General features: G+C 68.6%; 15 protein-coding genes. 7 read left to right on the forward strand and 8 right to left on the reverse strand.

The window, feature by feature from the left end:
• Positions 1-36 precede the first annotated feature (36 nt).
• A complete protein-coding gene (locus ACWDTF_RS05320) occupies positions 37-1,071 on the forward strand; it encodes an alpha/beta hydrolase family protein (protein ID WP_240855463.1) in 1,035 nt (344 codons plus the stop codon).
• Here the strand turns inward: ACWDTF_RS05320 and murJ are convergent, their stop codons facing one another.
• The 3 genes from murJ to ACWDTF_RS05335 form a co-directional block, all read right to left on the reverse strand.
• Positions 1,072-4,908: a murein biosynthesis integral membrane protein MurJ gene (gene murJ, locus ACWDTF_RS05325; protein WP_433259684.1), complete on the reverse strand. Its 3,837-nt coding sequence runs from the start codon at positions 4,906-4,908 to the stop codon at positions 1,072-1,074.
• 89 nt (positions 4,909-4,997) lie between these two features.
• Positions 4,998-7,676 carry a DUF6049 family protein gene (locus tag ACWDTF_RS05330; RefSeq protein WP_449754063.1) on the reverse strand — a complete coding sequence of 893 codons (2,679 nt, stop codon included), beginning with the start codon at positions 7,674-7,676 and terminating at the stop codon, positions 4,998-5,000.
• On the reverse strand, positions 7,669-8,880 hold the full coding sequence (locus ACWDTF_RS05335) for an NUDIX domain-containing protein (protein WP_240855453.1): 1,212 nt from the start codon (positions 8,878-8,880) through the stop codon (positions 7,669-7,671). The genes ACWDTF_RS05330 and ACWDTF_RS05335 overlap by 8 nt, the downstream gene beginning before the upstream one ends.
• A 111-nt stretch (positions 8,881-8,991) precedes the next feature.
• Between ACWDTF_RS05335 and ACWDTF_RS05340 the strand changes: the two genes are divergently transcribed.
• Positions 8,992-10,485 carry a CCA tRNA nucleotidyltransferase gene (locus tag ACWDTF_RS05340; RefSeq protein WP_433257125.1) on the forward strand — a complete coding sequence of 498 codons (1,494 nt, stop codon included), beginning with the start codon at positions 8,992-8,994 and terminating at the stop codon, positions 10,483-10,485.
• Between the two features lie 7 nt (positions 10,486-10,492).
• Here ACWDTF_RS05340 and ACWDTF_RS05345 read toward each other — a convergent pair whose 3' ends face one another.
• Entirely contained in the window at positions 10,493-11,413 is a 921-nt protein-coding gene (locus ACWDTF_RS05345; protein ID WP_355275773.1) for a diacylglycerol/lipid kinase family protein, read from the reverse strand.
• Between the two features lie 58 nt (positions 11,414-11,471).
• Between ACWDTF_RS05345 and ACWDTF_RS05350 the strand changes: the two genes are divergently transcribed.
• On the forward strand, positions 11,472-12,074 hold the full coding sequence (locus ACWDTF_RS05350; RefSeq protein WP_240855452.1) for a TetR/AcrR family transcriptional regulator: 603 nt from the start codon (positions 11,472-11,474) through the stop codon (positions 12,072-12,074).
• Complete coding sequence (locus ACWDTF_RS05355; protein WP_240855450.1) at positions 12,074-13,609, forward strand: glycerol-3-phosphate dehydrogenase/oxidase; 1,536 nt, start codon at positions 12,074-12,076, stop codon at positions 13,607-13,609. Before ACWDTF_RS05350 ends, ACWDTF_RS05355 begins: the two co-directional genes overlap by 1 nt.
• Positions 13,610-13,612: 3 nt before the next feature.
• Here the strand turns inward: ACWDTF_RS05355 and ACWDTF_RS05360 are convergent, their stop codons facing one another.
• Complete coding sequence (locus ACWDTF_RS05360) at positions 13,613-14,704, reverse strand: aminotransferase class V-fold PLP-dependent enzyme (protein ID WP_240855447.1); 1,092 nt, start codon at positions 14,702-14,704, stop codon at positions 13,613-13,615.
• Positions 14,705-14,872: 168 nt separating this feature from the next.
• Here ACWDTF_RS05360 and ACWDTF_RS05365 point away from each other — a divergent pair, with 168 nt between their 5' ends.
• A complete protein-coding gene (locus ACWDTF_RS05365; protein ID WP_449754064.1) occupies positions 14,873-15,403 on the forward strand; it encodes a hypothetical protein in 531 nt (176 codons plus the stop codon).
• 383 nt (positions 15,404-15,786) lie between these two features.
• On the opposite strand, the gene ACWDTF_RS05370 is transcribed toward ACWDTF_RS05365, so the two are convergent.
• On the reverse strand, positions 15,787-17,109 hold the full coding sequence (locus ACWDTF_RS05370) for an MFS transporter (RefSeq protein ID WP_355275750.1): 1,323 nt from the start codon (positions 17,107-17,109) through the stop codon (positions 15,787-15,789).
• A 62-nt stretch (positions 17,110-17,171) separates the two neighbouring features.
• Here ACWDTF_RS05370 and ACWDTF_RS05375 point away from each other — a divergent pair, with 62 nt between their 5' ends.
• Complete coding sequence (locus ACWDTF_RS05375) at positions 17,172-17,849, forward strand: YqgE/AlgH family protein (protein ID WP_240855441.1); 678 nt, start codon at positions 17,172-17,174, stop codon at positions 17,847-17,849.
• Positions 17,850-17,941: 92 nt separating this feature from the next.
• Positions 17,942-19,978 carry a CocE/NonD family hydrolase gene (locus tag ACWDTF_RS05380; protein ID WP_240855439.1) on the forward strand — a complete coding sequence of 679 codons (2,037 nt, stop codon included), beginning with the start codon at positions 17,942-17,944 and terminating at the stop codon, positions 19,976-19,978.
• A 48-nt stretch (positions 19,979-20,026) separates the two neighbouring features.
• Here ACWDTF_RS05380 and ACWDTF_RS05385 read toward each other — a convergent pair whose 3' ends face one another.
• Together ACWDTF_RS05385 and ACWDTF_RS05390 are read right to left on the reverse strand one after the other, a co-directional pair.
• Positions 20,027-21,019, reverse strand: a complete 993-nt coding sequence (locus ACWDTF_RS05385) for a bile acid:sodium symporter (protein WP_433257111.1) — start codon at positions 21,017-21,019, stop codon at positions 20,027-20,029.
• Between the two features lie 21 nt (positions 21,020-21,040).
• Positions 21,041-21,550 (reverse strand): SdpI family protein, encoded by a 510-nt coding sequence (locus ACWDTF_RS05390; protein WP_240855435.1) that lies wholly within the window; start codon positions 21,548-21,550, stop codon positions 21,041-21,043.
• Between the last annotated feature and the right edge of the window lie 83 nt (positions 21,551-21,633).

A 21,633-nucleotide genomic window follows, 5' to 3' on the forward strand; every position in this document is an offset into this window, starting at 1 on the left:
CCGACGTGGCCGCGACCCGGCGTAGCATCCCTGCGCATGAGAACGTGGCGTGACGTACGCGTCGCGCTGATTGCTGTCTCGGCATCGGCAGCGCTCATCGCCGGGTGTTCGTCCGACCCATCCCCACCGCCCGAGTTCGCCGGCCCGCTGATGGGTGCACCGATCGCGGATGGGAGATCGCCGGAGCCGACGGCGCTCGCGGCGGCACCCGAAACGCGAGCGGTCAAGGGCTACAGTGTGACCCGACTCCCCTATCGAACGCGTCGAGCGGGTGACCCGGCCCAGAATTTCGCCGATCTGTACCTGCCGGACGGCAAGCATCCATCGCGATCGGTCCCTCTCGTGATCCTCGTCCACGGTGGATCATGGAAGGCCGAGTACGACCTCACGATGATGCGTCCCTTCGCCATCGATCTCGTACGACGCGGCTTTGCGGTCTACAACATCGAGTTCCGTCGGGTGGGTTCCGGCGGCGGGTGGCCGACGACGTTCACCGACGCGGCCGACGCGGTGAACGGTCTCGTCGACCTTGCGCGCACCCGGCCGCAACTCGATCTCGCCGAGACCGTGATTCTCGGCTACAGTTCCGGCGGACAGCTCGCCACCTGGTTGGCATGTCGACATCGGTTGTCCGGCAACCGGACTGTCAGTCATGAACTGGGCAGCACGCCGCGTTTCCGGCCCGCTCGAGTGGTGTCGGTGTCGGCCCCGCTGGCCATGGCGTTCGCCGCGGAACACGGCAACAGTCGTATCGTCGCGCTGATGGGCGGAACACCCGAGCAGGTTCCCGAACGGTACCGCGCCGTCGACCCGATCGCGCTCATCGATCCGCAGGTGCCGGTGATCGCGGTGCACGGCGACAGCGACCGTCTGGTGCCGGCCGTGCTGTCGACGCGATACATCAGTGCGGTTGTGGCGGCCGGGGGACTCGGCCGGCTCGTGGTCGCGCCGGGCAGCAGTCACGGGACGGTCGCACGGCGCGGGACGGCGTCCTACCGGGAGATCCTGGACATCGTCACCGGCTTCACGCGCAAATCCGTTGAGGAGATGCGTAATTCGCGGCCGAGGTGATCAGGCCGTCATCGACACCTGGGCGACCTCGGCCTGGTAGCGGCCCTGTGAGTTCTGCGGTAGTGAGGTGATCCAGACCATGAGGTACGGACTTGCCTGCGGGTTGGGGATGGTGATGGTGGTCGTCGGCCGGTTGACGTTGCCGGTGGCCACCTCGGTGGTCTGAGCGAAGGTCGGATTCGCACTCGGCGACGTCCGGATGGAGACGGTGAAACCCGGTGTCGCAGTCCGGATTGTGACCGTCTTGACGGCTTTCGATCCGCCCACGTCGAAGAGCAGTCCCAAGCCGTTCTTGAGACCTCCGAACGCCGGTGAGCGCATGTACGGATCGGTCTTCCACGGGGGAGCAGCACCGGTGATGACGTTGTTGACGTTGGTCGACGGGTCCGGCGGCTGACTGGAGAAGTCCTGCACGGTGACCGATTGCAGCGCGACGGGCGCACCTTGTGCCGCCGGGCCCGGACCCGCGGGCGGCGCCGAGGCCGACGGGGGTGCGGAGGTGGTCAGGATGGAGTCGATATCCGAGGATTCGCCCCCGCCGCCAAAGATGTTGGAGGCCCACACGATCAGCGCGATGACCAGGAACAGGGCGAGCAGGCCGGCACCGACGAGCAGACCGACGTTGCGCTTCTTGTGCGCGGGATCGTCCTGCTCGGTGGTCCGGGACGCCATCGCGACCGGCTCGGTGGCGTCGTCGCGGATGGCCGGCAGCATGTCGGTGTTGAGGTCGAGCACCGTCGCCTGGTCGAGCACGTGCTGAACGGTGGCGGCGGTCCGGATGCCGCGACTTCCGTCGAGCGCCCGCGCAGCCACCGCAGAGATCTCGAAGGGGATGTCGGGGTTGACCTCTCGCGGCTCGATGGGCTCCCCACCCGGGCCGGGCTCGGCGACCGCGAGTCCACCGACCGGCTTGCCTGGCCCGGCGGTGGTGGTCAGTCGCGAACCCGATTCGGCGTCCAACGGCCACCGGTTGAGGAGAAGCGCGTAGAGCACCGCGCCGAGTCCGCGAACGTCTGACGCCTTGTCGTCACCGGCGAGCGTGCCCGGGAAGGCGAGGACCGCATTGCCCTCGTGGCTGATCCGGATGCGGTTCGGGTGGTCGATGGACAGGGCGCCACCGGAACGGTGGGCCAGTTCGGCTGCGGCGGCGAGCGATCGGACGGCACGCGCAGCGCCGATCGGGGACGGACCCGACGCGGCGACGTCGGCCAGGGACGAGCCCTCGACCCATTCGGCGACGACAATCCCGCCGGACGATCCGCGCACGACGTCGAGCACGCGCGCCACACCGTCGGAGTTCACCTGTCCGAGACGGAGAGTGCGGGACAACACCGCCTGGGGGCCCTGATCAGATGCCTTGACCGCGACCCCGCGCTCGGGAGGTGGTGCGAGTTGTTCGGCGTCGACGAAGGTGAGGGCGACGTTGCGGTCGAGATTGACGTCGAGGGCACGCCAGAACTGCAGACCGCGGGTGCCGCCGTGGTGATCGAGTAGTCGGTAGCGGCCGCCCGCGACGACGGCGCCGGGCACCAGCCGCGGACCTCGGGGTCGGGGTGCCGGTGCGGGGGAGGACTCGGCGCGCGGGTCGCTGTCGTTGCGGGGGGCAGCGTCGGGACCGGGGGGATCCGTCGGTATGGGGTGTGAAGCCGCCGGATCGGAAGCTGTGGTGTCGACCTCGCTGTCGCTCACGCGCCGAACTCCTTTCCTCCGGTACCGCATGTCACGGGGCGGCGCCGCTGGGCGCGGGTCGTTCTGCAGGCGCGGTGCGTCCCGATAGCCGGTGGCGCCACCGGAATGCACCGAGTAGGACTGCCACGTCGCCGTGCCCCGGTCGAACCGACGCAGCACTTGTACTTGACCAGAGTACGGGAGCGATTCGTCGTCGGTGACGCGCGGAAACTGAACCGTGATCGTTGCGGCACTCTCCTGCTGCGGAACCGGTGGCGGCGCGAGCGATGGGATGAACCGTCCGAGCAAGCGGCGGACCGCCATTCCGATCGCCACGACGTCCGGCACCCGGAACGCGGCGAGGAGAGCGTAGGTCACGCCCAGCACGATGGCGGCCGTGAAGGCCAGGTACAGCAGTGATCCGAACTTGGCGAGATGCTCGATGAGCATGTGCAGTCCCGACAGGGTGGCGACCAGCCAGACGAGTGCGGCCACGGCGATCGACACGGCGAGGGTGACGACCGTCGTCCGCGTCACCCCGCGCAAGTGCACGTTGCCCAGCCGACGTTTCAAGAGGAAATGCCCGACGATCGCGCCGACGAGATACCCGAGCCCGTTGGACAGGGCGAGCCAGCGGACCACCAGATCCGGATCGTCGAACAGGACCGGACCGAGATAGGACGCACCCACCTTGATGGCGGTGATGCCGAGGACCATGAGGGTCGGGGTCCAGGCGTCCTCGCGGGCGTAGAAGACGCGCAGCTGCACCAGCGTCATCGCGTACGGGATGAGGGTGAAGGCGCCCCAGGCGAGGACCGAGCCGAGCTGGCTGGCGTCGTCGGCGCTGAACTTGCCGAAGTTGAAGACCGCCACACCCAGGGCCGGGCCGAAGAACGTCATGTAGGCGACCACCGGCACCAGCGCGACCATGGTGAGCCGGGTGGCCAGCGACAGGTCGTCGACGACGGCGCGGGTGTCGTCGGCGGCGGCGTTGCGCGAGAGCCGCGGCATGATCGCGGTCAGGATGGTGACGCCGAGGACGCCGTAGGGCAGCTGCAACAGTTGCCAGTGGGTGGCGTACACACTGATGCCCGACGCGGTGGCCGACGATGCGATCCGGTAGGTGATCACCAGTCCGACCTGCAGGATCGCGACATAGATGACGATCGCGAGTGCCATGTTGCCGAACCGTCGGAGCCGATCGTCGAGTCCCCACTCCAAGCGCAGGTGCACCCCCGCGCGACGCAGCCAGGGGAGCAGGATCGACGCCTGCATGACGACGCCCAGCGTGGTGCCGATGCCGAGCACCAACAGTTGCGGGTCGGTCATCCGCACCGGATTGAGGGTGATCGTTCCCGGCATCAACGCGTAGAGCACCAGGGTGGAGATCTGGACGATGTTGTTGAGCACCGGTGCCCACGCGCCCGGTTTGAAGAAGCCCTTCATGTTGAGGATCGCGATGAAGAGCGCCGAGAGCCCGTAGAACAGGATCTCCGGCAGGAGCAGATAGGCCAGCGCAGTGGTGAGCGGACGGTTGACCTCGCCGTTGCCGACGTTGAGATAGGTGAGCAGGGGAGCGGCGATCAGGGCGATGACCGTCGCGGCACCCAACGTGACCACGGTGAGCGTGAAGATCCGGTTGATGAAACTGCGTCCGCCGTCGGGGTCCTCGGCTTCCGCACGCACCAGGACGGGGATGACGATCGCCGTCAGGACCGCGCCGAGCACCACCTCGGCGATCATGTTGGGCAGCACGTAGGCGGCCTGGAACGCGGAGGCGACCGCCGGACCGAGCATCGCCAGGACCAGCACCGTCCGGACGAATCCGGTGATTCGGCTGGTCAGGGTCGCCAGTGCGATCGAACCGCTGGTGCGCAGGATGCTCGAGTCGGAGTCGCGCGCCAGTCCGGTGGACGACGCCGGCTCGTTGTCGGACGTGACCGCGGCCGCAGGCCGTTCGTGGCCGGCCGGTTGCTCCGGCAGCGGTGCGCGGCGTTCGGGGGGAGATGGTCGACGTGGCGGTTGCGAGCGGCCGGCGATCGGAGGCTGCTCGCCGATCGGTCCGGCCAACGGTGCGGCACCGCGAGCCGGCGTGCCCGGGCGCGGCCCGGTGCGTTGCGATTCGTTGCGCTGCGGTCCGTTGCGTTGCGGCTCAATACGTTGCGGCATGGCTCGGTCGGGTGGCGTCGGCCGACCACTCGGTGGTCGCAGCCGGTTCCGTGGGTCCGGGCTCCTGCCTGGATTCTTGCGGTCCTCGGTCATCGCGGACCGCCGGCGTCGCCGGGCGGCTCCGGGTCCGGATGCGACCCGATCTCTTCGTGGTGCAGGTTGCGGCGTCGTTCCTGGTAGCTGCTGCCTGCGAGGAGACGTTCGAGGTCGTCGGGTTCGGGACGGTCGGCGTCGGCGGGATCCGGTTCGCCGCGGAAGCGATGCCACAGCCGTCGTGCGACAAGGAGCACCAGCGCGGCTCCGGCGACGATGGTGACGATGAACAGGACGCGCCCGTACGCGTTGGATCGCAGGGAGAGCGTGATCGGTTCACCGAGTGACAAGCCGGTCACCGTGGACAGGCTGATCGCCACCGACGTGGCCTCCGACGACTCTGCGCGCGTGGGCAATTGGATCTGCCTGGTCCCGTTGGCCGGGATCTCGACCACGCCGACATCACCGACCTCCAGATCGGCCGGGCCGCTCGTGGTGATCTTCACACGTACCGGGAGGTCGAGCTGGTTGCGGACCACGAGCAACAAGGGGCTGCGTTCGGAGGCCAGCGTGTACCGACCGCCGGGATCGAGAATGGTCACCTCGCCACGCATGCGCTGCAGGGTCGACGACACGGCGGTCACCCGTTCGCTCTGTGCGCCGGCCGTCTGCGCACGGGCGGCGGTCCCGGCCAGCGCGGGTGTCTGCATGGCGCGCAACAGATCTTCGCGCAGGGGCGACATGTATCGCTCGGGGGAGGCGTCGACGTCGGCCGACGACACCAGCGACCCTTGGAGCTGCCAGCTGACCTCGGCGTTGTCCCGGATTGCGGCGGTGGTCGACGGGGTGAGCACCGACCCCAGGCGGGCGATCGGACCGACGCCGGGCGGGTTGGCGAGGCGGGCCGCATCGGTGGCCCGCGACACCGCGTCGGCCACCGTGCCGAGCGGTACCGCGGTCGCTGCGCCGGAGTCCACCAGGAGCCGGGTCGCGTCGAACAGTGCCCTGATGTCGGCGAGCGTCGGTGACCAGTAGGTCGACGGCATCAGGAGCTCGCTTCGGCCCACCGTGGGCCGCCGTTGTTCGGCGCTGTTCGCCGAGGCCTGGGCCACCGGCGCGGCGATCGCCGGATAGGCCAGCGCCGCGATCGCGGCCTGGCGACGGCTGAGATCGGATTCCGCTGCGAGGTCGACGACCTGGTCGGATGGGGTGATCGGGGGTGTCGTGGGTGCGGTGCCGAGACCTGCGAACGCGGCGCTGATCGGAGCCTCGTAGGTGGCGACCCCGAGCCCGTCCACCCGGTAGAGGCCGGATTCGGCCGACTTCTGTGGTCGCACCGAGCCGGATGTGAGCGCAACTCCCGGAATCCGGGCGCCGGAGAGGACGCCCGCACCTTCGCGGTCGACGGCGCCGAGCGCGGGGATCGCGAGGGTTCGAATGCTGCGCACCCCCAGGATCGCGTCGATCACGTCGGCCGGTGACTCGAGGGCCGCGGTGGACAGCGCGAGGTTCCCGACCCGCGCCAACGAGGTCAGATCCGCTTGGGCGAACGGCAGGGCCACCACGCACAGGCGTCCGGCGATCCTGCGTAGTTCGGACAGCCAGGCACCGGCGGCGTCGCTGCCGATCCCGTCGACCGTCGGTGAGCGCGGGTCGGCGAGATTCGTCGACACCTGGTAGCCGAGCGACATCGCACGGACGGTGATGAGGAGATCGGGGTCGATGGCCAGGCACAGGCCGCCGGCCAGTGCGGCCGCGGGCGGTGGGGGAGTCTGCTGGTCACCGGAGTTGTCGTCGGAGTTGTCATCGCCCTCCTGCGACGACCCGGACTCGACCTTCTCCCGAGGTGCGGGGCCGACGACGTCTTCGAGCGCGGCGAGCAGCGTGTGCAGGCGGCCACCGTCGCTCACCGAACGGGCCAGATCCTCGCCGATCAGGCGAACGGGCTCGGTGTTGCCGCCGAGGACACCAGCCGCGAGCTGCGGTGGCGCGGCCAGCGGCCACAGCATCGTCATCCGTGACGGGCTGGCGAGATTCGCCGACACCGAGCCGTCCGGTCCCAGGCCGGGCGTGCTCGACTCGCTCGGATCCTCGGTGGTCGGCGGCACATAGTCGGCGGCGCGGGCGGCGTCGGGCGGCAACGACAACACGGGCAGCAGGGTTCGCGACCCGGCGACCTGCGCGGTGTCCCCGTAGTCGGGAATCCCGTTGACGTTGACCTGCAGCGGGTACACCCCGGGTTGCGAGATCCGCAGTCCGTCGGCCGCCGACAGCGCCATCGAGATCCGGAACTGCGCGCGCGATCGCGGTGGGAGGACGTCGCTCACCCGCGTGAACGGACTGGCCGCGGCCACCGGCGGATGGTCGAGCGCCAGCGAACTGCGCAGCTGCGACGCCGAACTCACTGCGTCGCCGCGTTCGAGGCGGATCGTCACGTCGCGGATGCTGCGGTCGCTCGTGTTGTCGACATATCCGGTGACGGTCACGGTCGAGCTGCTCGTGGTGGTCACCATGGTCGGGTTCATCGACTCGATCACGATGCGCGCGAACGACGGGAACGCGCCCGCGTCGTCGGGTGCGGCCGCGCTGCGCCCCGCGAACGGATTGAGTCCCACGAACGGGTTGGCGAGCAGCGCGAGGAGAAGTGTCACGGACAGCGAGACGAGCAGTTTCCGTGCACGTCGAGACCGTCGACGAACTCGAGGCGCCACCGACCGTGGTGGACCGTCAGTCATCGCCTGCCGGTGGCCGACGCGACCGGCGACGGCGCCGACGAGACCGTGCCGGTGGCGGCGTCTCGTTTCGGCGCTCGTTGCGCGCGGCTGCGGCTTTCTCATAGGCGTTGGGTTCGGTGCGGATGCTGTCGGCCTCCGACTGGGCCAGTCGATTCGGATCGGCGGCGAGGTCGGCGATCACGCCGCGGGCCATCCGGGCCAGTCGCCGCTCGTCAGAGTACGTGAGACGGCGCGGTAGCTCAGCCAACGGCACCCACGCGACCTCGCTGACCTCGTAGTCGTCGTCGGAGAGCTCGCCGCCGACGCTGCGCAGCAGATAGTGATGCACCGTCTTGTGGATGCGGCGGCCCTCGCTGACGAACCAGTAGTCGATCTTGCCGAGGGGGGCCACCACCGTGCCCTGGATGCCGGTCTCTTCGGCGACCTCGCGAATGGCGGTCTGCTCGGCGGTCTCCCCGGTTTCGATGTGCCCCTTCGGCAACGACCACATCATCCGGCCCCGCCGGTCCACCCGGCCGATCAGTGCCGCGGCGAGCTGATCGACGGGAAGGTCGAGGTCGGAGATCACCAGGCCGCCGGCCGAGGTCTCCCGCACGGTGCGCAGTCGTTCGCCGTTGGGCCGTTCGGCCCGCGGTGGTCGGCGCCGCTTCTTGGTCGTCGGCTTTCCCGGGACCTTGGCGGCCGACGCCAGACCGGTCTTGGTGATGGTCGCGGTCACGGAGACGAGGTCGGAGGGCTTCGGCGGGGTCACTCGTGGCCTCTGCCGGTCCGGGTCCACCGGCAGCTTGTCGACAGGTCGGTTGTCTGCCGATGGGGCTTCGATCAGGGCGGATTGGCGGTCGGCACTCTGCGCAGCCGTCGACCCCGGTGCACGGCCGTGCGCCACGTCGTTGGGTGTGGGAACGGGCGCCGACGGCGCGCTGCCGCGTCGCTCGCCTCGAGCCTGCCCGGGGTCGGCCGAAACCGGCTGGGCGGTCCGGCCCGACAGCTGCGGACTGTCGGGTGTCCGTGCTTCGCCCTTGCGTCCGCCACGCCGACGTCGTCCGCGACGATTGCGGCGCCGCGACGCACCCTGCTGACCGGTGGTCGAGCCCGCGGAATCGTCCTGAGCGGCGGCTTCGGCTGCCCGACCGTTCGTCATTCGACCACCCGACGCGACGTCGTCTGCGACGCCTGAAGGGTTGGTTGAGGGATCGGTGGGCACGCCCCCGACTCTAGCCGCTGGTCACCTGCTGTTTGCCTGGAGTCCTCGGCATGTGGCGGTGCGGATGACTCCTGGCGCCCGGCGAACGACTCGACGGTAGGGTGGCATGCCGTGACAGACTCGACCGCCGGCCGGCCCGGCCAGACGCGGCCGCCGGGATCGGCCCGACCGGACCCCGAACGGCGTACGCGACTGCTCGCCGCCGGCGCGGTCACCCTGCAGGGCCTCGGCGACATCCTCAAGCCACTCGGAGCGGTGTTCGAGGACGCCGGACACGAGCTGTACCTCGTCGGAGGGTCGGTGCGCGATGCAATTCTCGGGCGGCTCGGCAACGATCTGGACTTCACCACCGACGCACGGCCCGAACGTGTCGTCGAACTGATCACTGGCTGGGCCGACGCGGTGTGGGACGTCGGGATCGAATTCGGCACGGTCGGCGCCCGCAAGGGCGAGGCGATGATCGAGATCACCACCTTCCGCGCCGACGTCTACGACCAGGTGGGCCGCAATCCGCAGGTCACCTTCGGGGACACCCTCGACGGCGACCTCGTCCGCCGCGACTTCACCATCAACGCGATGGCCGTCGCGATCGGTGCGGCCGGCGCCGGCGAGCTGCACGATCCGCTGGACGGGGTGACCGCGGTGCTCGCGGGCGTCATCGACACCCCGTCGGCACCCGAGAACTCCTTCGGCGACGATCCGCTGCGCATGCTGCGCGCGGTGCGTTTCGTCTCGCAGCTCGGCTTCGCACTGGCGCCCCGGGTGACCGACGCGATCAGCCGTATGGCCCCCGAGATCGACCGCATCACCGCGGAGCGGGTGCGCGCCGAACTCGACAAGCTGATCTGCGGCGAGTACCCGATCGACGCGATCGACGCGATGGTCGACACCGGACTCGCGCAGCGGGTGCTGCCCGAGGTGCCCGGCATGAAACTCACCATCGACGAGCATCACCAGCACAAGGACGTCTATCAACACTCGCTGACCGTGCTGCGGCAGGCCATCGACCTCGAGGAGGGCGATCCGGATCTTGTGCTGCGCTGGGCGGCGCTGCTGCACGACATCGGCAAGCCCGACACCCGCAAACACGAACCGGGCGGCGGCGTCAGCTTCCACCACCACGAGGTCGTCGGCGCGAAGATGGTCCGCAAGCGCATGCGCGCGTTGAAGTACCCCAACGCGGTGGTCTCGGAGGTGTCCGACCTCGTCTACCTGCATCTGCGCTTCCACGGCTACGGCGACGGAACGTGGACGGACTCGGCGGTGCGACGCTACGTCACCGACGCCGGAGGACTGCTCGACCGCCTGCACAAGCTGGTGCGCGCCGACTGCACCACTCGCAACAAGCGCCGGGCCCGCCGGCTGCAACAGAACTACGACCACCTCGAGCAGCGGATCGCGGCGCTGCAGGAGGCCGAGGATCTCGACCGAGTGCGCCCCGATCTCGACGGCAACGCGATCATGGAGTTGCTCGGTCTACCGCCGGGACCGCTCGTCGGACAGGCGTGGCGCCACCTCAAGGAGTTGCGCCTCGACCGCGGACCGCTGAGCCGCGAAGAAGCCGAGGACGCCCTGCGTGAGTGGTGGGCCGAGCGTCAGAAGTGAGGCAGGGTCAGGCCGCGGGTGCGTAGATCTCGATCGCGTCGGGTACCACCTCGAACACGGCGGGCAGTTCGCCGACCAGGTCACCGTCGATGGACACCGCTGCCGGTGGATCGCAATACAGTTCGATCTCACGCCCGCGCAGCGTTCGCACCATCGGATGGCTCACGTGTTCGCCACTGAAGACCTTGGGGAAGACGCGGGCAACGGTGGTTCGCGCGAACCGCGGTGGTCGATGGCCCACGGTCACGTCCAGGGCGCCGTCGGACATCGACGCATCCGGCGTGATCTGCATCCCGCCCCCATACGACGTGGTGTTGCCGATCGCGGCGAACACGACGTCCCCCTCGGAACGCTCGTCGTCGACGCGGACCTGGTAGTGCCTCGTGCGCAGGCCGACGAGCTCGCGCATGGCGGCAAGGGTGTAGCGGGCCTGACCCCGCGGCCACGACATCGCGATCGCACGTTCGGTGACCGAGGCGTCGAATCCGGTGGCCGCGACCGTCGTGAAGAGTGCGGTGTGGCCGTCGGGAAAGGTCACGCGGCCCAGGTCGACGGTCCGGCGGCGGCCGGTGAGCAATATCTCGGCGGCCTTCGCCGGGCTCCCGAGTGGGATGTCGAGGTTGCGGGCGACGTCGTTGCCGCTGCCGGCCGGGATGATCGCCAAGGGTGTCCCGGTGCCGATCGACGCCTCGACGGCAAGACGGATGGTGCCGTCGCCGCCGACCACGGCGAGCGCGTCGGTCGCGCCGCGTGCGGCCTTGCCGGCCAGGTCAGCGGCCTCGTCGGCGTCCTCGCCGACCAGCATCTCGACCTCTACGCCGGCGCTGTGCAGCGCGCGGGCGGCCTCGGCCGCCACGCGGGTACCGGCACCGTGCCGGGCGTACGGATTGACCAGCAGGGTGACGTGTTCGGGGGTGGCCGGGGTCATCGGATGGGGGCCCGATGTCGTCGCGGCGGGTTCGTCATGCGTTACAGTGTTACACATCATGTCAATCCGTAACGAGGAGATCGCGGATCTCGTTCTCGACGCCGCCCGCCGATGCCTCATCCGTAGCAACGGCCACCGCGTGACGGTGTCCGAGGTCGCTCGCGAGGCCGGTGTCAGCCGTCCCACCGTCTACCGGCGGTGGCCCGACATCGCCGAGATCATCCGCGCGCTGCTCACCCGGGAGGTTCTCGGGACGGTGGAGAGCGCGGCCGGTGCGAGCCTCGTCGACGGTGCCGAGGAACTCGACGATCTGGTCTCGCTCATCGTGCGGGTGGTCGCCGCCCTGCGTGCCAACGAGCTGATCGCCTCGCTGTGGCGCGAACAGCGAGACTTCATGGCGCCCTACGTGTTCGAACGTCTCGGTACCAGTCAGCAGGGAGTGCTCGCGCTGCTCGCCGACCTGCTCGCGCAGGGGCAGAGCCGCGGTCAGGTGCGGGTCGGGGACACCAAGCAGATGGCCGCCATGGTGCTGATGATGGCCCAGGCGTTCCTGCAGTCGGGGGCGCTGGTCTCCGACATCCTCGCCGACGACTGGCGCACCGAACTGTGCCACGTACTGGGCGGGTATCTGCGTCCGACCGCCGGTGACGGGCACTTCTGATGGCCGTGTTGTCCGGCGTCACCCGGCGCGCCGATCTCGAAGAACTCGCGGAACGGACCCAGCCGCTCGACGTGCTGGTCATCGGCGGTGGGATCACCGGTGTCGGCGTTGCCCTCGATGCCGCGACCCGCGGACTGCAGGTGGCGCTCGTGGAGGCCGGCGACCTCGCATCGGGCACCTCGCGGTGGAGCAGCAAACTGGTGCACGGCGGGTTGCGCTATCTGGCGACCGGTCAGTTGTCGATCGCGCACGAGAGCGCCGTCGAACGTCATCATCTGATGACAGTGATTGCGCCGCACCTGATCCGACCGTTACGCCAAGTGGTGCCCGAGAACGGTCCGCGCGTGCGGTCGAGCCTGATCCGCGCAGGGTTCAGAGCGGGAGACATGTTGCGGCGCAACGCCGGAACGCCGTCGTCGGTATTGCCGCCACCGGCGCCGATGTCCACCATGGAGGTGCTCGGCCGCTGCCCGACCGTGCGACGGACCGGGCTGCGCGGCGGAATCTCCAGTGCCGATGGACAACTCGTCGACGACGCCCGGCTGGTGGTTGCCGTCGCGCGCACCGCGGTGGCGTTCGGGGCGAGGATCTGCACCTACACCAGGGCCACGGCAGTGGACGGGCGGGGTGCCACACTCACCGACACGCGCACCGGCGAGAGCTTCACCGTCGCGGCCCGTACGGTGATCAACGCCACCGGCGTCTGGGCACCCGACGTGGATCGGACGATGTCCGTACGGCCCAGTCGCGGAACACATTTGGTGTTCGACGCCGCATCGTTCGGCAAACCCAGCGCGGCACTGACGGTTCCGGTGGACGGATCATTGTCCCGGTTCGTGTTCGCGCTGCCCGCTCAGCTCGGTCGGGTGTACTTGGGGCTGACGGATGTGGACGCGCCCGGTCCGATCGTCGATCAGCCGCAGCCCGACGACACCGAGATCGATTTCCTGCTCGACGCCATCAATTCGGCGCTGCAGCGGTCACTCACCCGCGACGACATCATCGGCACGTTCGCCGGCCTGCGCCCGCTCATCGACGCAGGCGACGGCGACGGTGGCGGCGCCCTCGCCGACGTCTCCCGACGTCATCGCGTCCAGGTCACCGACGGCAGTCTGGTCAGCGTGATCGGTGGCAAACTCACCACCTACCGCCGCATGGCGCAGGATGCCGTCGACACCGCGGTCGCCGTGGGCGAACTGAGGGGCGGCGAGTGCGTCACCACGACGACGCCGCTCGTGGGAGCCATCGGGATACGCGCCGACGCGGAGCTCCCGACGTCGCTGGTCGAACGGTTCGGCGCCGAAGCCCCGGCCGTCGTCGGCCACGCCCGGCTGCCCCGGCCCCTCGATCCGATCGCGCCCGGCATCGACGTCACCCGCGCCGAGGTCGAATTCGCGCTGACTCATGAAGGCGCGCTGGACGTCGACGACATCATCCACCGCCGGACCCGCATCGGCCTGGTCGACGCCGACGCCAAGGCGGCCTGGGGAGCGGTCACCGAGATCGTCGGCGAGATCGCGCCCACCGTTCCCTGAGGGTCAGTAGCCCATCGTCCGCAACTCATCCGCGACTCGGTCGAGGTCGGTGCGTCGTAGATCGAGATGCGGCGAAAGGCGGAGCACCGACTGCTCGGTGGCCAGCGGCGCCCGCCAGGGGTCGGCCGCGGTCACCAGGATGCCCAGCGACAGGAGCTTGTCGCGTGCTGCGGCGACGTCGCCGGCTCCCCAGCCCGGCGGAGGCGCCAGCGTCACGATCGCGGACGGTTCGTCGACCGGTTCGAGAACCTCCCAGCTCGCGATTCCGGTGAGCCGTTCGCGAGTGGCGCGACCGACCGCGGCGAGTTCGCGGAACACGCGTTGCTGGCCGACTGCGAGCACCTCGCGGACCGCGACTCCGAGACCGAGACGGCCCGCGACAAACGCCTCGGAGCTGTCGATCTCCACCGGGCGCAGGCAGTCCCGCCGCACCGCGACGAACCCGACACCGCGCGGACCGGTCAGCCACTTGCGGCTGGTGCCGTAGACGACGTCGGCGCCGGTGACGGTCGGTACGTGTCCGGCGGCCTGAGCCATGTCGACAACCACCGGAACCTGGGCTTGGTGCGCGATCTCGACGATCTTCGAGATCGGTTGCACCACACCGGACATCGAGCCGATGTGGCAGATGTGGATGAAATCGGGCTGCTCGAACTGCAGCATGTTCTCGAGCGCGTCGGTGTCGACGTGGCCGTATACGTCCGCGTCGGGCATTGTGCGAACCGCGTAGCCGCGGCGTTCGAACTCCACCAGGTTGGGACCGAATTCGTTCTTGGCCACCCACACCGTCGATGCGATGGGGAGTTGCCAGTGCGTCAACAGTGCGCGCAGGGCGGCGCGGGCACTCTCGCGGAAGGCGAGCTCGTCGGTGGTGTGCCCGATGAGCGATGCGAGATCACGTTTGTCGCGGGCGATCTCGTCGGCCACCTCGTCCGCGGCGACGTAGGACCCGCGTTCGGATTCCCGCCAGAGATGCCCGGTGATCGATTCGATGACGGCGTTCGACGACCGTCCCGCGGCCGCCGAGTCCAGATGAGCGAAGGCAGGTTCGACTCGGGCCGCGTGCCACTGTTCGCCGAGTTCGCTCACGTACATAGGCCTTGAACCTACCCGGTGGCGGTAATGCGTCCGGCACTCGGTCGACGTCCGGGTGGGCGCCGGGAGCGGAGCGAGCGGGCCCGGTGTGTGGTGGGCGCCGGGAGCGGAGCGAGCGGGCCCGGTGTGAACTGGAACCGAAACCGGTGCCGATGCGTCCAACCATTCATGGAGCCGGTAATCGAGTACATCTTCGGACCCGGTGACGGTTCGACCACCACGTGGACGTCGTCGGCCGACCTCGACCTCGATCGGGATGGCACCCTCGATGCGGTCGCGCTGGACTTCGACGGTGACGGTCGTCGTGATGACGCCATGTGGGACACCGACGGCGATGGGACCGCCGACGTCAGTGCACTCGACCTCGACGATGACGGGGTGTGCGACGCGTTCTTCCGGGACTCGGGGCGTGGGCTGTGGGATGTCGAGACCGACCGCGGACGGACACCGGTGCCCAAGCCACCGGACGGACCGCCGCCACCCCCGCGACATCGTCCGCCCGCCGAGATGGACACGAACGGAGACGGGCGGGTCGACGCGAAGCTGGAGAGTTCCGATCGCGGTGGTCGAATCACCCCCGACCGCCTCTACGTCGACGCCGACGGGGATGGAATCTTCGACCACGTCCTCGTCGATCTCGACGGCGACGGCCGGGCCGACGCGTACTACGACCGTGCCGACCCGCGCTTCCGTCGGTGATCGTGGAGGTGGGACGAGTGGGGCCTCGTCGCAGAAACCGCACTTGTCGTCAGAAACCGCACGTGTGGCCAGAAACCGCTGGTGCGCACCGGGTTTCTGACCAGACACGCGGTTTCTGAGATCGCGACACGCCGACAATGCGCCTCGGCGGCGGCCTCGGACCACCGTCATCGTCGAGCCCGCGACCATCGATCGACGCGTTCCGCAGAACGCGCCACACGCTCCCGGCACCCGCAAGAAGATAGGGGAAGAAACTTCGTCCCCTACCCTCAGAGTCCTCCCCTACAAATTCCTCGGGGACGACTGTGAACCCCGGGGAAGAAACTCTTCCCCTAGATTTTGCGAGCACGGTACCGAAGCATTTGCCCAGGTCAGCGAGCCGGTCAGTGACTCGCCGGGGCCGGCCGCGACTCGGTCGTCGCATCCACCGGCCGGTGTCGATGCACCACCGCGACCACGGCCACGCCGACGAGGTACAGCACGACGCCGAGGACGACGAGTCCGGTGGCCTGGCCGTCGGCGGGGATGGCCAGCGCCGCGACCGTCACCGCACCGACGTAGGCGATGTTGAACACCGCGTCCTGCACAGAGAACACCTGCCCTCGGACCATGTCGTCGATGTCGACCTGCATCGCGACGTCGCCGCACAGCTTGGCGGTCTGTCCGACGAGCCCGAGGACCAGTGCGGCCGCGCAGATGACGGCGAAGTTGAACGAGAGGATGGTGAGCTCGGCGGCGGCACCGACCACAAGTGCGGCCATCAGCGTTGTGCGCCGCCCGACTCTGGCGACCGCGATGGGTGTGAGGATGGCCGCGACCAGTGCACCCGCCCCGGTGAAGCCGACCACCATGCTCAGCCGGTCGACGCCGTCTCCGGATCCGGTGTGCCGGGCGATCACCAGGATCATCAGGGTGTTCATGCCGAACACCAACCGGTGTGCTCCGATGGCCGACAACGCGGCCGCGACCGGCCGGCAGTGCGCCACCGCCCGGGCTCCGTGCAGCAGACCCACGGCGACCGCGTGGAATGCGGAGCGGCCGGGATCGTCCGGCTCGTCCGGACCCAGTTGCAGCGGCGCAAAGCGATGGGCGAGACCACCGGCCAGGACGGCCAGAATCACACCGGACGCCATGGTCAGTGCACTGCCGGTGTTGTCGTCGCCGAATACCGCGCGCAGGGCCAGCGTCACACCGAGCCCGACGGTGAGCATCGCGCCCCCGAGCGTCGTGAACAGGGCGTTGGTCGCGACGATGACGTCGCGTCGGGCAACGTGCGGAAGACCTGCGGACAGGCCGGCTGCGACAAAGCGGCTGGCGCCGGTGACGGCCAGCGCACCGACCAGCACCACGGTGTCGGGGGCGCCCGACGCGATGGCGGCCGCGACGACAGCGATGATCAACGCGCGCAGGAAGTTCGCGTACATCAGGACATTGCGACGGTCCCAGTGATCGAGCAGCGCTCCGGCGAACGGACCGATCAGCGAGTAGGGAAGCAGCAGCACGGCGAGCCCGCCCGCGACGGCGAGCGGATCGGCGTGCCGTTCCGGATTGAAGAGGATTCCGCCGACCAGCGACGCCTGGAAGATGCCGTCGGTGATCTGACTGGACAGGCGCACCGCGAGCAACCGACCCAACCCGGGCGAATGCCGGAGCGAGGCGACGAATGTGCGCCAACCCCGGGGCTGACGGTGCGGGGTGGAGCTCACTGATACAGCGTAGGGCATTGCATTGGCGACCCCGATCGGCGTGAGCGTGCGATGATGGTCACGTGGCCGGCGCCGACGACGCAGATGACCCCACTCCCGACTCCCGCGACGACACACATCCCGCTGGGACAGGTAGCGGTGGCCGCATGCCCGGCGCCGCTGCCGAGCGCGAATCAGCCCATCGTGTGCGCCCCGGCACCGCACTTCTCGCATCCACAGATCTGATCGAACCGACCTTCGCACGATCGGTCGTCTACGTCATCGAGCACAACGACGCCGGGAGTCTCGGCGTGGTGATCAACCGGATGAGTCAGACCGCCGTTCACAATCTGCTGCCGCAGTGGACCGACCTGGCCGCGACGCCGCGCGCGCTCTATGTGGGCGGACCGGTCAAGCAGGACGCCGCACTGTGCCTCGGCGTCGTCAAACCCGGTGCCGACATCACCCCGTTCGAGGCACTGCGGCCCATCGACGGTCGCGTGGTGCTGGTGGATCTGGACGGCGACCCCGACGAGCTGGCGGAGGTCCTCGAGGGTGTCCGGATCTTCGCCGGTTATGCCGGGTGGGGGATCGGGCAGCTGGGCGGAGAATTGCAGGACGGCAGCTGGATGGTCGCCTCCGCGCTGCCCCGCGACATCCTGGCGCCACCGACGATCGACGTGTGGTCCGACATCCTGCGTCGCCAACCGTGGCCGATGCCCCTGCTGGCCACCCACCCCATCGACCTCGCCCTCAACTGAGTAACCCAGAACACTTTTGTGCTTGTGCTGTGACCTGACCCGCGCGTAGCCTACGCTCGAGTAACAATCGGGTATCGGGGCGTGGGGGATTTATGCGACTCAGGGTGGTAGTCGGAGCACTGGTGACGATCGGGGCGTTGGTCGTCGGCATCGGGGGGACGGCAGCCGCCGACCCGACGGGCGGCGCTGCGGCGCGTGGCTGGCAGGCAAGTCACGACGGCCCGCAACCCTACGCGGGCGTCAACGTCACCTGGGATGTGCCGATCCGGATGAGCGACGGAACCATCTTGCGCGCCAACGTCTATCGGCCCGCCAACGCGCGCCAACAACCGACGTCGAGCAAGACGCCGGTGATCGTCAACATGACGCCCTACACCAAGCTCATCACCGCCGTCGGCACCGCAGTGACGCAGAATCCGGTGCTCGGGCCGTTCCTCACGCAGGTCGCCACGGCAGTCGGTCAGGTCTCGCGGCCGATCCAGGGTTTCGCCGATCTTTCGACATTGACCAACACGCTCCGCGATCAGGGTGCCCGGACGTTCCTGGTCGACGAGAATCTGGTGCGCAGCGGCTACACGCAGGTCGTCGTCGACGTCCGGGGCACCGGCTTCTCGCAGGGCAAATGGGATGTCTTCCAGGCTCGCGAGCAACAGGACACCGTCGAGGTGATCGACTGGGCCGCCCGGCAACGCTGGTCCAACGGCAAGATCGGCATGTCCGGGGTCTCGTACTCGGCCATCAATCAGATCCAGGCGGCCAGCAAACGGCCGGCAGCGCTCAAGGCCATCTTCCCGGTCGAGCCGGGTGGCGATCTGATCCGCGACATCGTCGCGCCGGGCGGTGCGCTGGGCGTCGGCTTCCTGCCGATGTGGTTGACGCTGGTCAACACCACCAAGATGATCCCGAATGTGGCGTCGATGCTGAACGGGACCTTCGACTGGAAGTGGTTGGCCGACCGCATATCTGACCCGTTCACGTTCTACCCGCAACTCTTCGCTGCGTTGCTGACGCCCGACATCCCTTCGGTCCCACCGCAGTTGAAAGAACTCCTGGAGACCAACTCGGGTCCCCGCAAGGCCTGGCAAGACCACGCCGAGCGGATCACCACACCGACGTTCATCTACGGCGGCTGGTTCGATCTGTTCACCAACAGTGAAGTGCGGATGTACAACAACATCCCGCTGGCCCCGGGACGCAAGCAGTTGATCATGGGCGACGGCTATCACCTCACGATCGGCGGCGGACAGACCGGTCGGGCGGGAACCCCACCACGCCTTGACGTGCTGCAGAAGGCGTGGTTCGACAAGTGGATCAAGGGCAAGGACAACGGCATCGACGCCTACGGTCCGGTCCAGCTCAAGCAGGTGGGCGACAGTTGGATCTCCGCCCAGCAGTTCCCGCGGGCCGGTATGTCGCGCCAGCGCCTCTATCTCAGTGACCGACGCAGCGGCACCGCCCCGTACGCCGTCCGCGACGGCAGCCTGGTGACGGCCACGCCGGGATCGCATGGGCGACTGACGGTTTCGCCGGGCGTACTGACGGCCTGCTCGCGTGATGCGTCGCAGCAGTTGGCCGGTGCGCTGGCGCTGTTCCCGTTCTGCGCCAAGGATGCCCGCATCTCCGAACGTAACGCGCTCTCCTTCACCACAGCGCCGATGACCACGACGCGCAGCGTGTCCGGGTACAGCAATGTCCGGGTGAATGCGGTGATGAACGCGACCGACGGCTACTGGACCGCAACCCTCAATGATGTTGCCCCCGACGGGACGTCCAAGGTGATCAGCTCCGGACAGGTGATGGCGTCGCTGCGCAGCTACGATCCGGCGCGGTCGCAGTTCGCACCGAACGGCGACGTCATCGACCCGTTCTACAACCTGACCCTGTCCACCCGGCAGCGCGTCACACCCGGTCGGCCGGTCGCGATCGACATCGGGCTGCTGCCCACCGAGGCCCTCATCCGGCCCGGCCACCGGCTGCGCGTCGACGTGTTCGCCATGAATTTCCCTCGTGGACTGCCGCTTCGGCCGCTGCTCAACGAATCACGACTGGCACCACAGCACATCCAGCTCGATCCCACACATCCGAGCTTCGTGAATCTGCCTCTCTCCACGCCACTTCCTACCCGCTGATCGAGCCGGTACCGAGCGGAGCGAGGCACCGTGTCGAGATCACTCCCGCTAGTCCACAACCTCCCGCGAATACCGCGTCGCCAGCCACGAACACAGGATGAGCTGGATCTGATGGAAGATCATCAGCGGCAGCACGATGATCCCGACCACCGACCCGGCGAACAGCACGGTCGCCATGGGTAGTCCGGTGGCGAGACTCTTCTTGGTGCCGCAGAACTGAATGGCGATGACGTCGGCTCGGGAGAAGCCGAGTCGTTGTGGGACCCACCGTGTGACGACGAGCATCACCACCACGAGGATCAGCGAGATCACCGCCACCGCGATCACCTGGCCCACCCCGACCGCCGACCAGATGCCCTGGCGCACGCCCTCGCTGAACGCGACATAGACGACGAGTACGATCGCGCCTCGATCGGCGAGTTTGGTCGGTGCCGAGTGCCGGTTGAAGAAGGGTCCCACCCAGGGCCGCGCGAGTTGCCCCAGCAGGAACGGAACCAGGATCTGCGCGACGATCTTGAGTACCGAACCGGCGTCGATGTGGATGCCGCTGCTGGTGCTCATCAGCGCGACCACGAGCAGTGGCGTCAGGAACACTCCGAGGATGTTCGACGCCGATGCACTGACGATGGCGCCGGGCACGTTGCCGCGGGCTATCGACGTGAACGCGATCGACGACTGCACCGTCGACGGGACGAGGCACAGGAACAGCAGCCCCGTATAGAGGTCGTCACCGACGATCGGCTCGACCACCGGCCGCATAGCGAGGCCGATGAGCGGGAAAGCGACGAAGGTGAACGACAGGATCGTCAGATGCAGTCGCCAGTGCTTGAGACCTTCGAGCGCCTCCCGCGGATGCAGCCGGGTGCCATAGAGGAAGAACAGTGCCGCGATCGCCGCGACGACGACCCAGTCAAGGATGTCGGCGGCGGCCCCTCGTGCAGGCAGGAAGGCCGCGACAACCACGGCCGCGACGATGGCCACGACGAAACCGTCGACGGGGGAGTGAGCCCACCATCGACGCAGGGTGGCAGGGATCGACATCGCGGCTGGGAGCGCCCGGCCTCAGGCCTGGGCGGTCTCGTCGGAGCAGACGCCGCGCAATGAGCACGACCCGCAACTCGAGGTGCCACAGTCCGAAGCGGGGTCGTCGTGCTCTGTGGTTTCGGCCGGTGCCTCGTTGTCGGTACTCGAGCAGCAACCACAACCCGAGTCTTCGACGGGAAGAGCCGCGGCGGCGCGGACACCGAGTGCGCTGACCAGGCCGACGATGAACAATCCCGCGACGAACGCGGCCACCCCGAAGACGACCGACCATGCGCTGTCAACGCCCAGGGTCAGTACAGCCCCCAGCACCAAGATCGCTGCCGCGCCGATCTGACCGGGGCCGGCAACGCGATTGGCCAATGCAAACGCCTCGTCGGAGGCCATGGAATCATCGGCGCGCACGCCGAGCCACCGATTGCGGCGCAGGCGTCCGGTCACGCCGAGCACACCGGTGACCGCCCATGCGACGGCAACCACCAGCAGCAGCACTGCGACGACGACGGACACCACACTCACGAGCTCAACCATACGACCGTGCGTCGTACCACACCGAATCGCACCGGGTTTCTGTCCCACGATGGACACGATTTACGCTGGTCGGGTGACTTCAG

The sequence above is a fragment of the Gordonia sp. NPDC003422 genome, from assembly GCF_053588675.1.

Coding starts and splice junctions, on each gene's coding strand:
- ACWDTF_RS05380 (WP_240855439.1), top strand. CDS start 17,942: ATGCGACTCAGGGTGGTAGTCGGAGCACTGGTGACGATCGGGGCGTTG.
- ACWDTF_RS05330 (WP_449754063.1), bottom strand. CDS start 7,676: ATGACTGACGGTCCACCACGGTCGGTGGCGCCTCGAGTTCGTCGACGG.
- ACWDTF_RS05345 (WP_355275773.1), bottom strand. CDS start 11,413: ATGACCCCGGCCACCCCCGAACACGTCACCCTGCTGGTCAATCCGTAC.
- ACWDTF_RS05365 (WP_449754064.1), top strand. CDS start 14,873: ATGGAGCCGGTAATCGAGTACATCTTCGGACCCGGTGACGGTTCGACC.
- ACWDTF_RS05390 (WP_240855435.1), bottom strand. CDS start 21,550: ATGGTTGAGCTCGTGAGTGTGGTGTCCGTCGTCGTCGCAGTGCTGCTG.
- murJ (WP_433259684.1), bottom strand. CDS start 4,908: ATGCCGCAACGTATTGAGCCGCAACGCAACGGACCGCAGCGCAACGAA.
- ACWDTF_RS05320 (WP_240855463.1), top strand. CDS start 37: ATGAGAACGTGGCGTGACGTACGCGTCGCGCTGATTGCTGTCTCGGCA.
- ACWDTF_RS05360 (WP_240855447.1), bottom strand. CDS start 14,704: ATGTACGTGAGCGAACTCGGCGAACAGTGGCACGCGGCCCGAGTCGAA.
- ACWDTF_RS05355 (WP_240855450.1), top strand. CDS start 12,074: ATGGCCGTGTTGTCCGGCGTCACCCGGCGCGCCGATCTCGAAGAACTC.
- ACWDTF_RS05385 (WP_433257111.1), bottom strand. CDS start 21,019: ATGTCGATCCCTGCCACCCTGCGTCGATGGTGGGCTCACTCCCCCGTC.
- ACWDTF_RS05350 (WP_240855452.1), top strand. CDS start 11,472: ATGTCAATCCGTAACGAGGAGATCGCGGATCTCGTTCTCGACGCCGCC.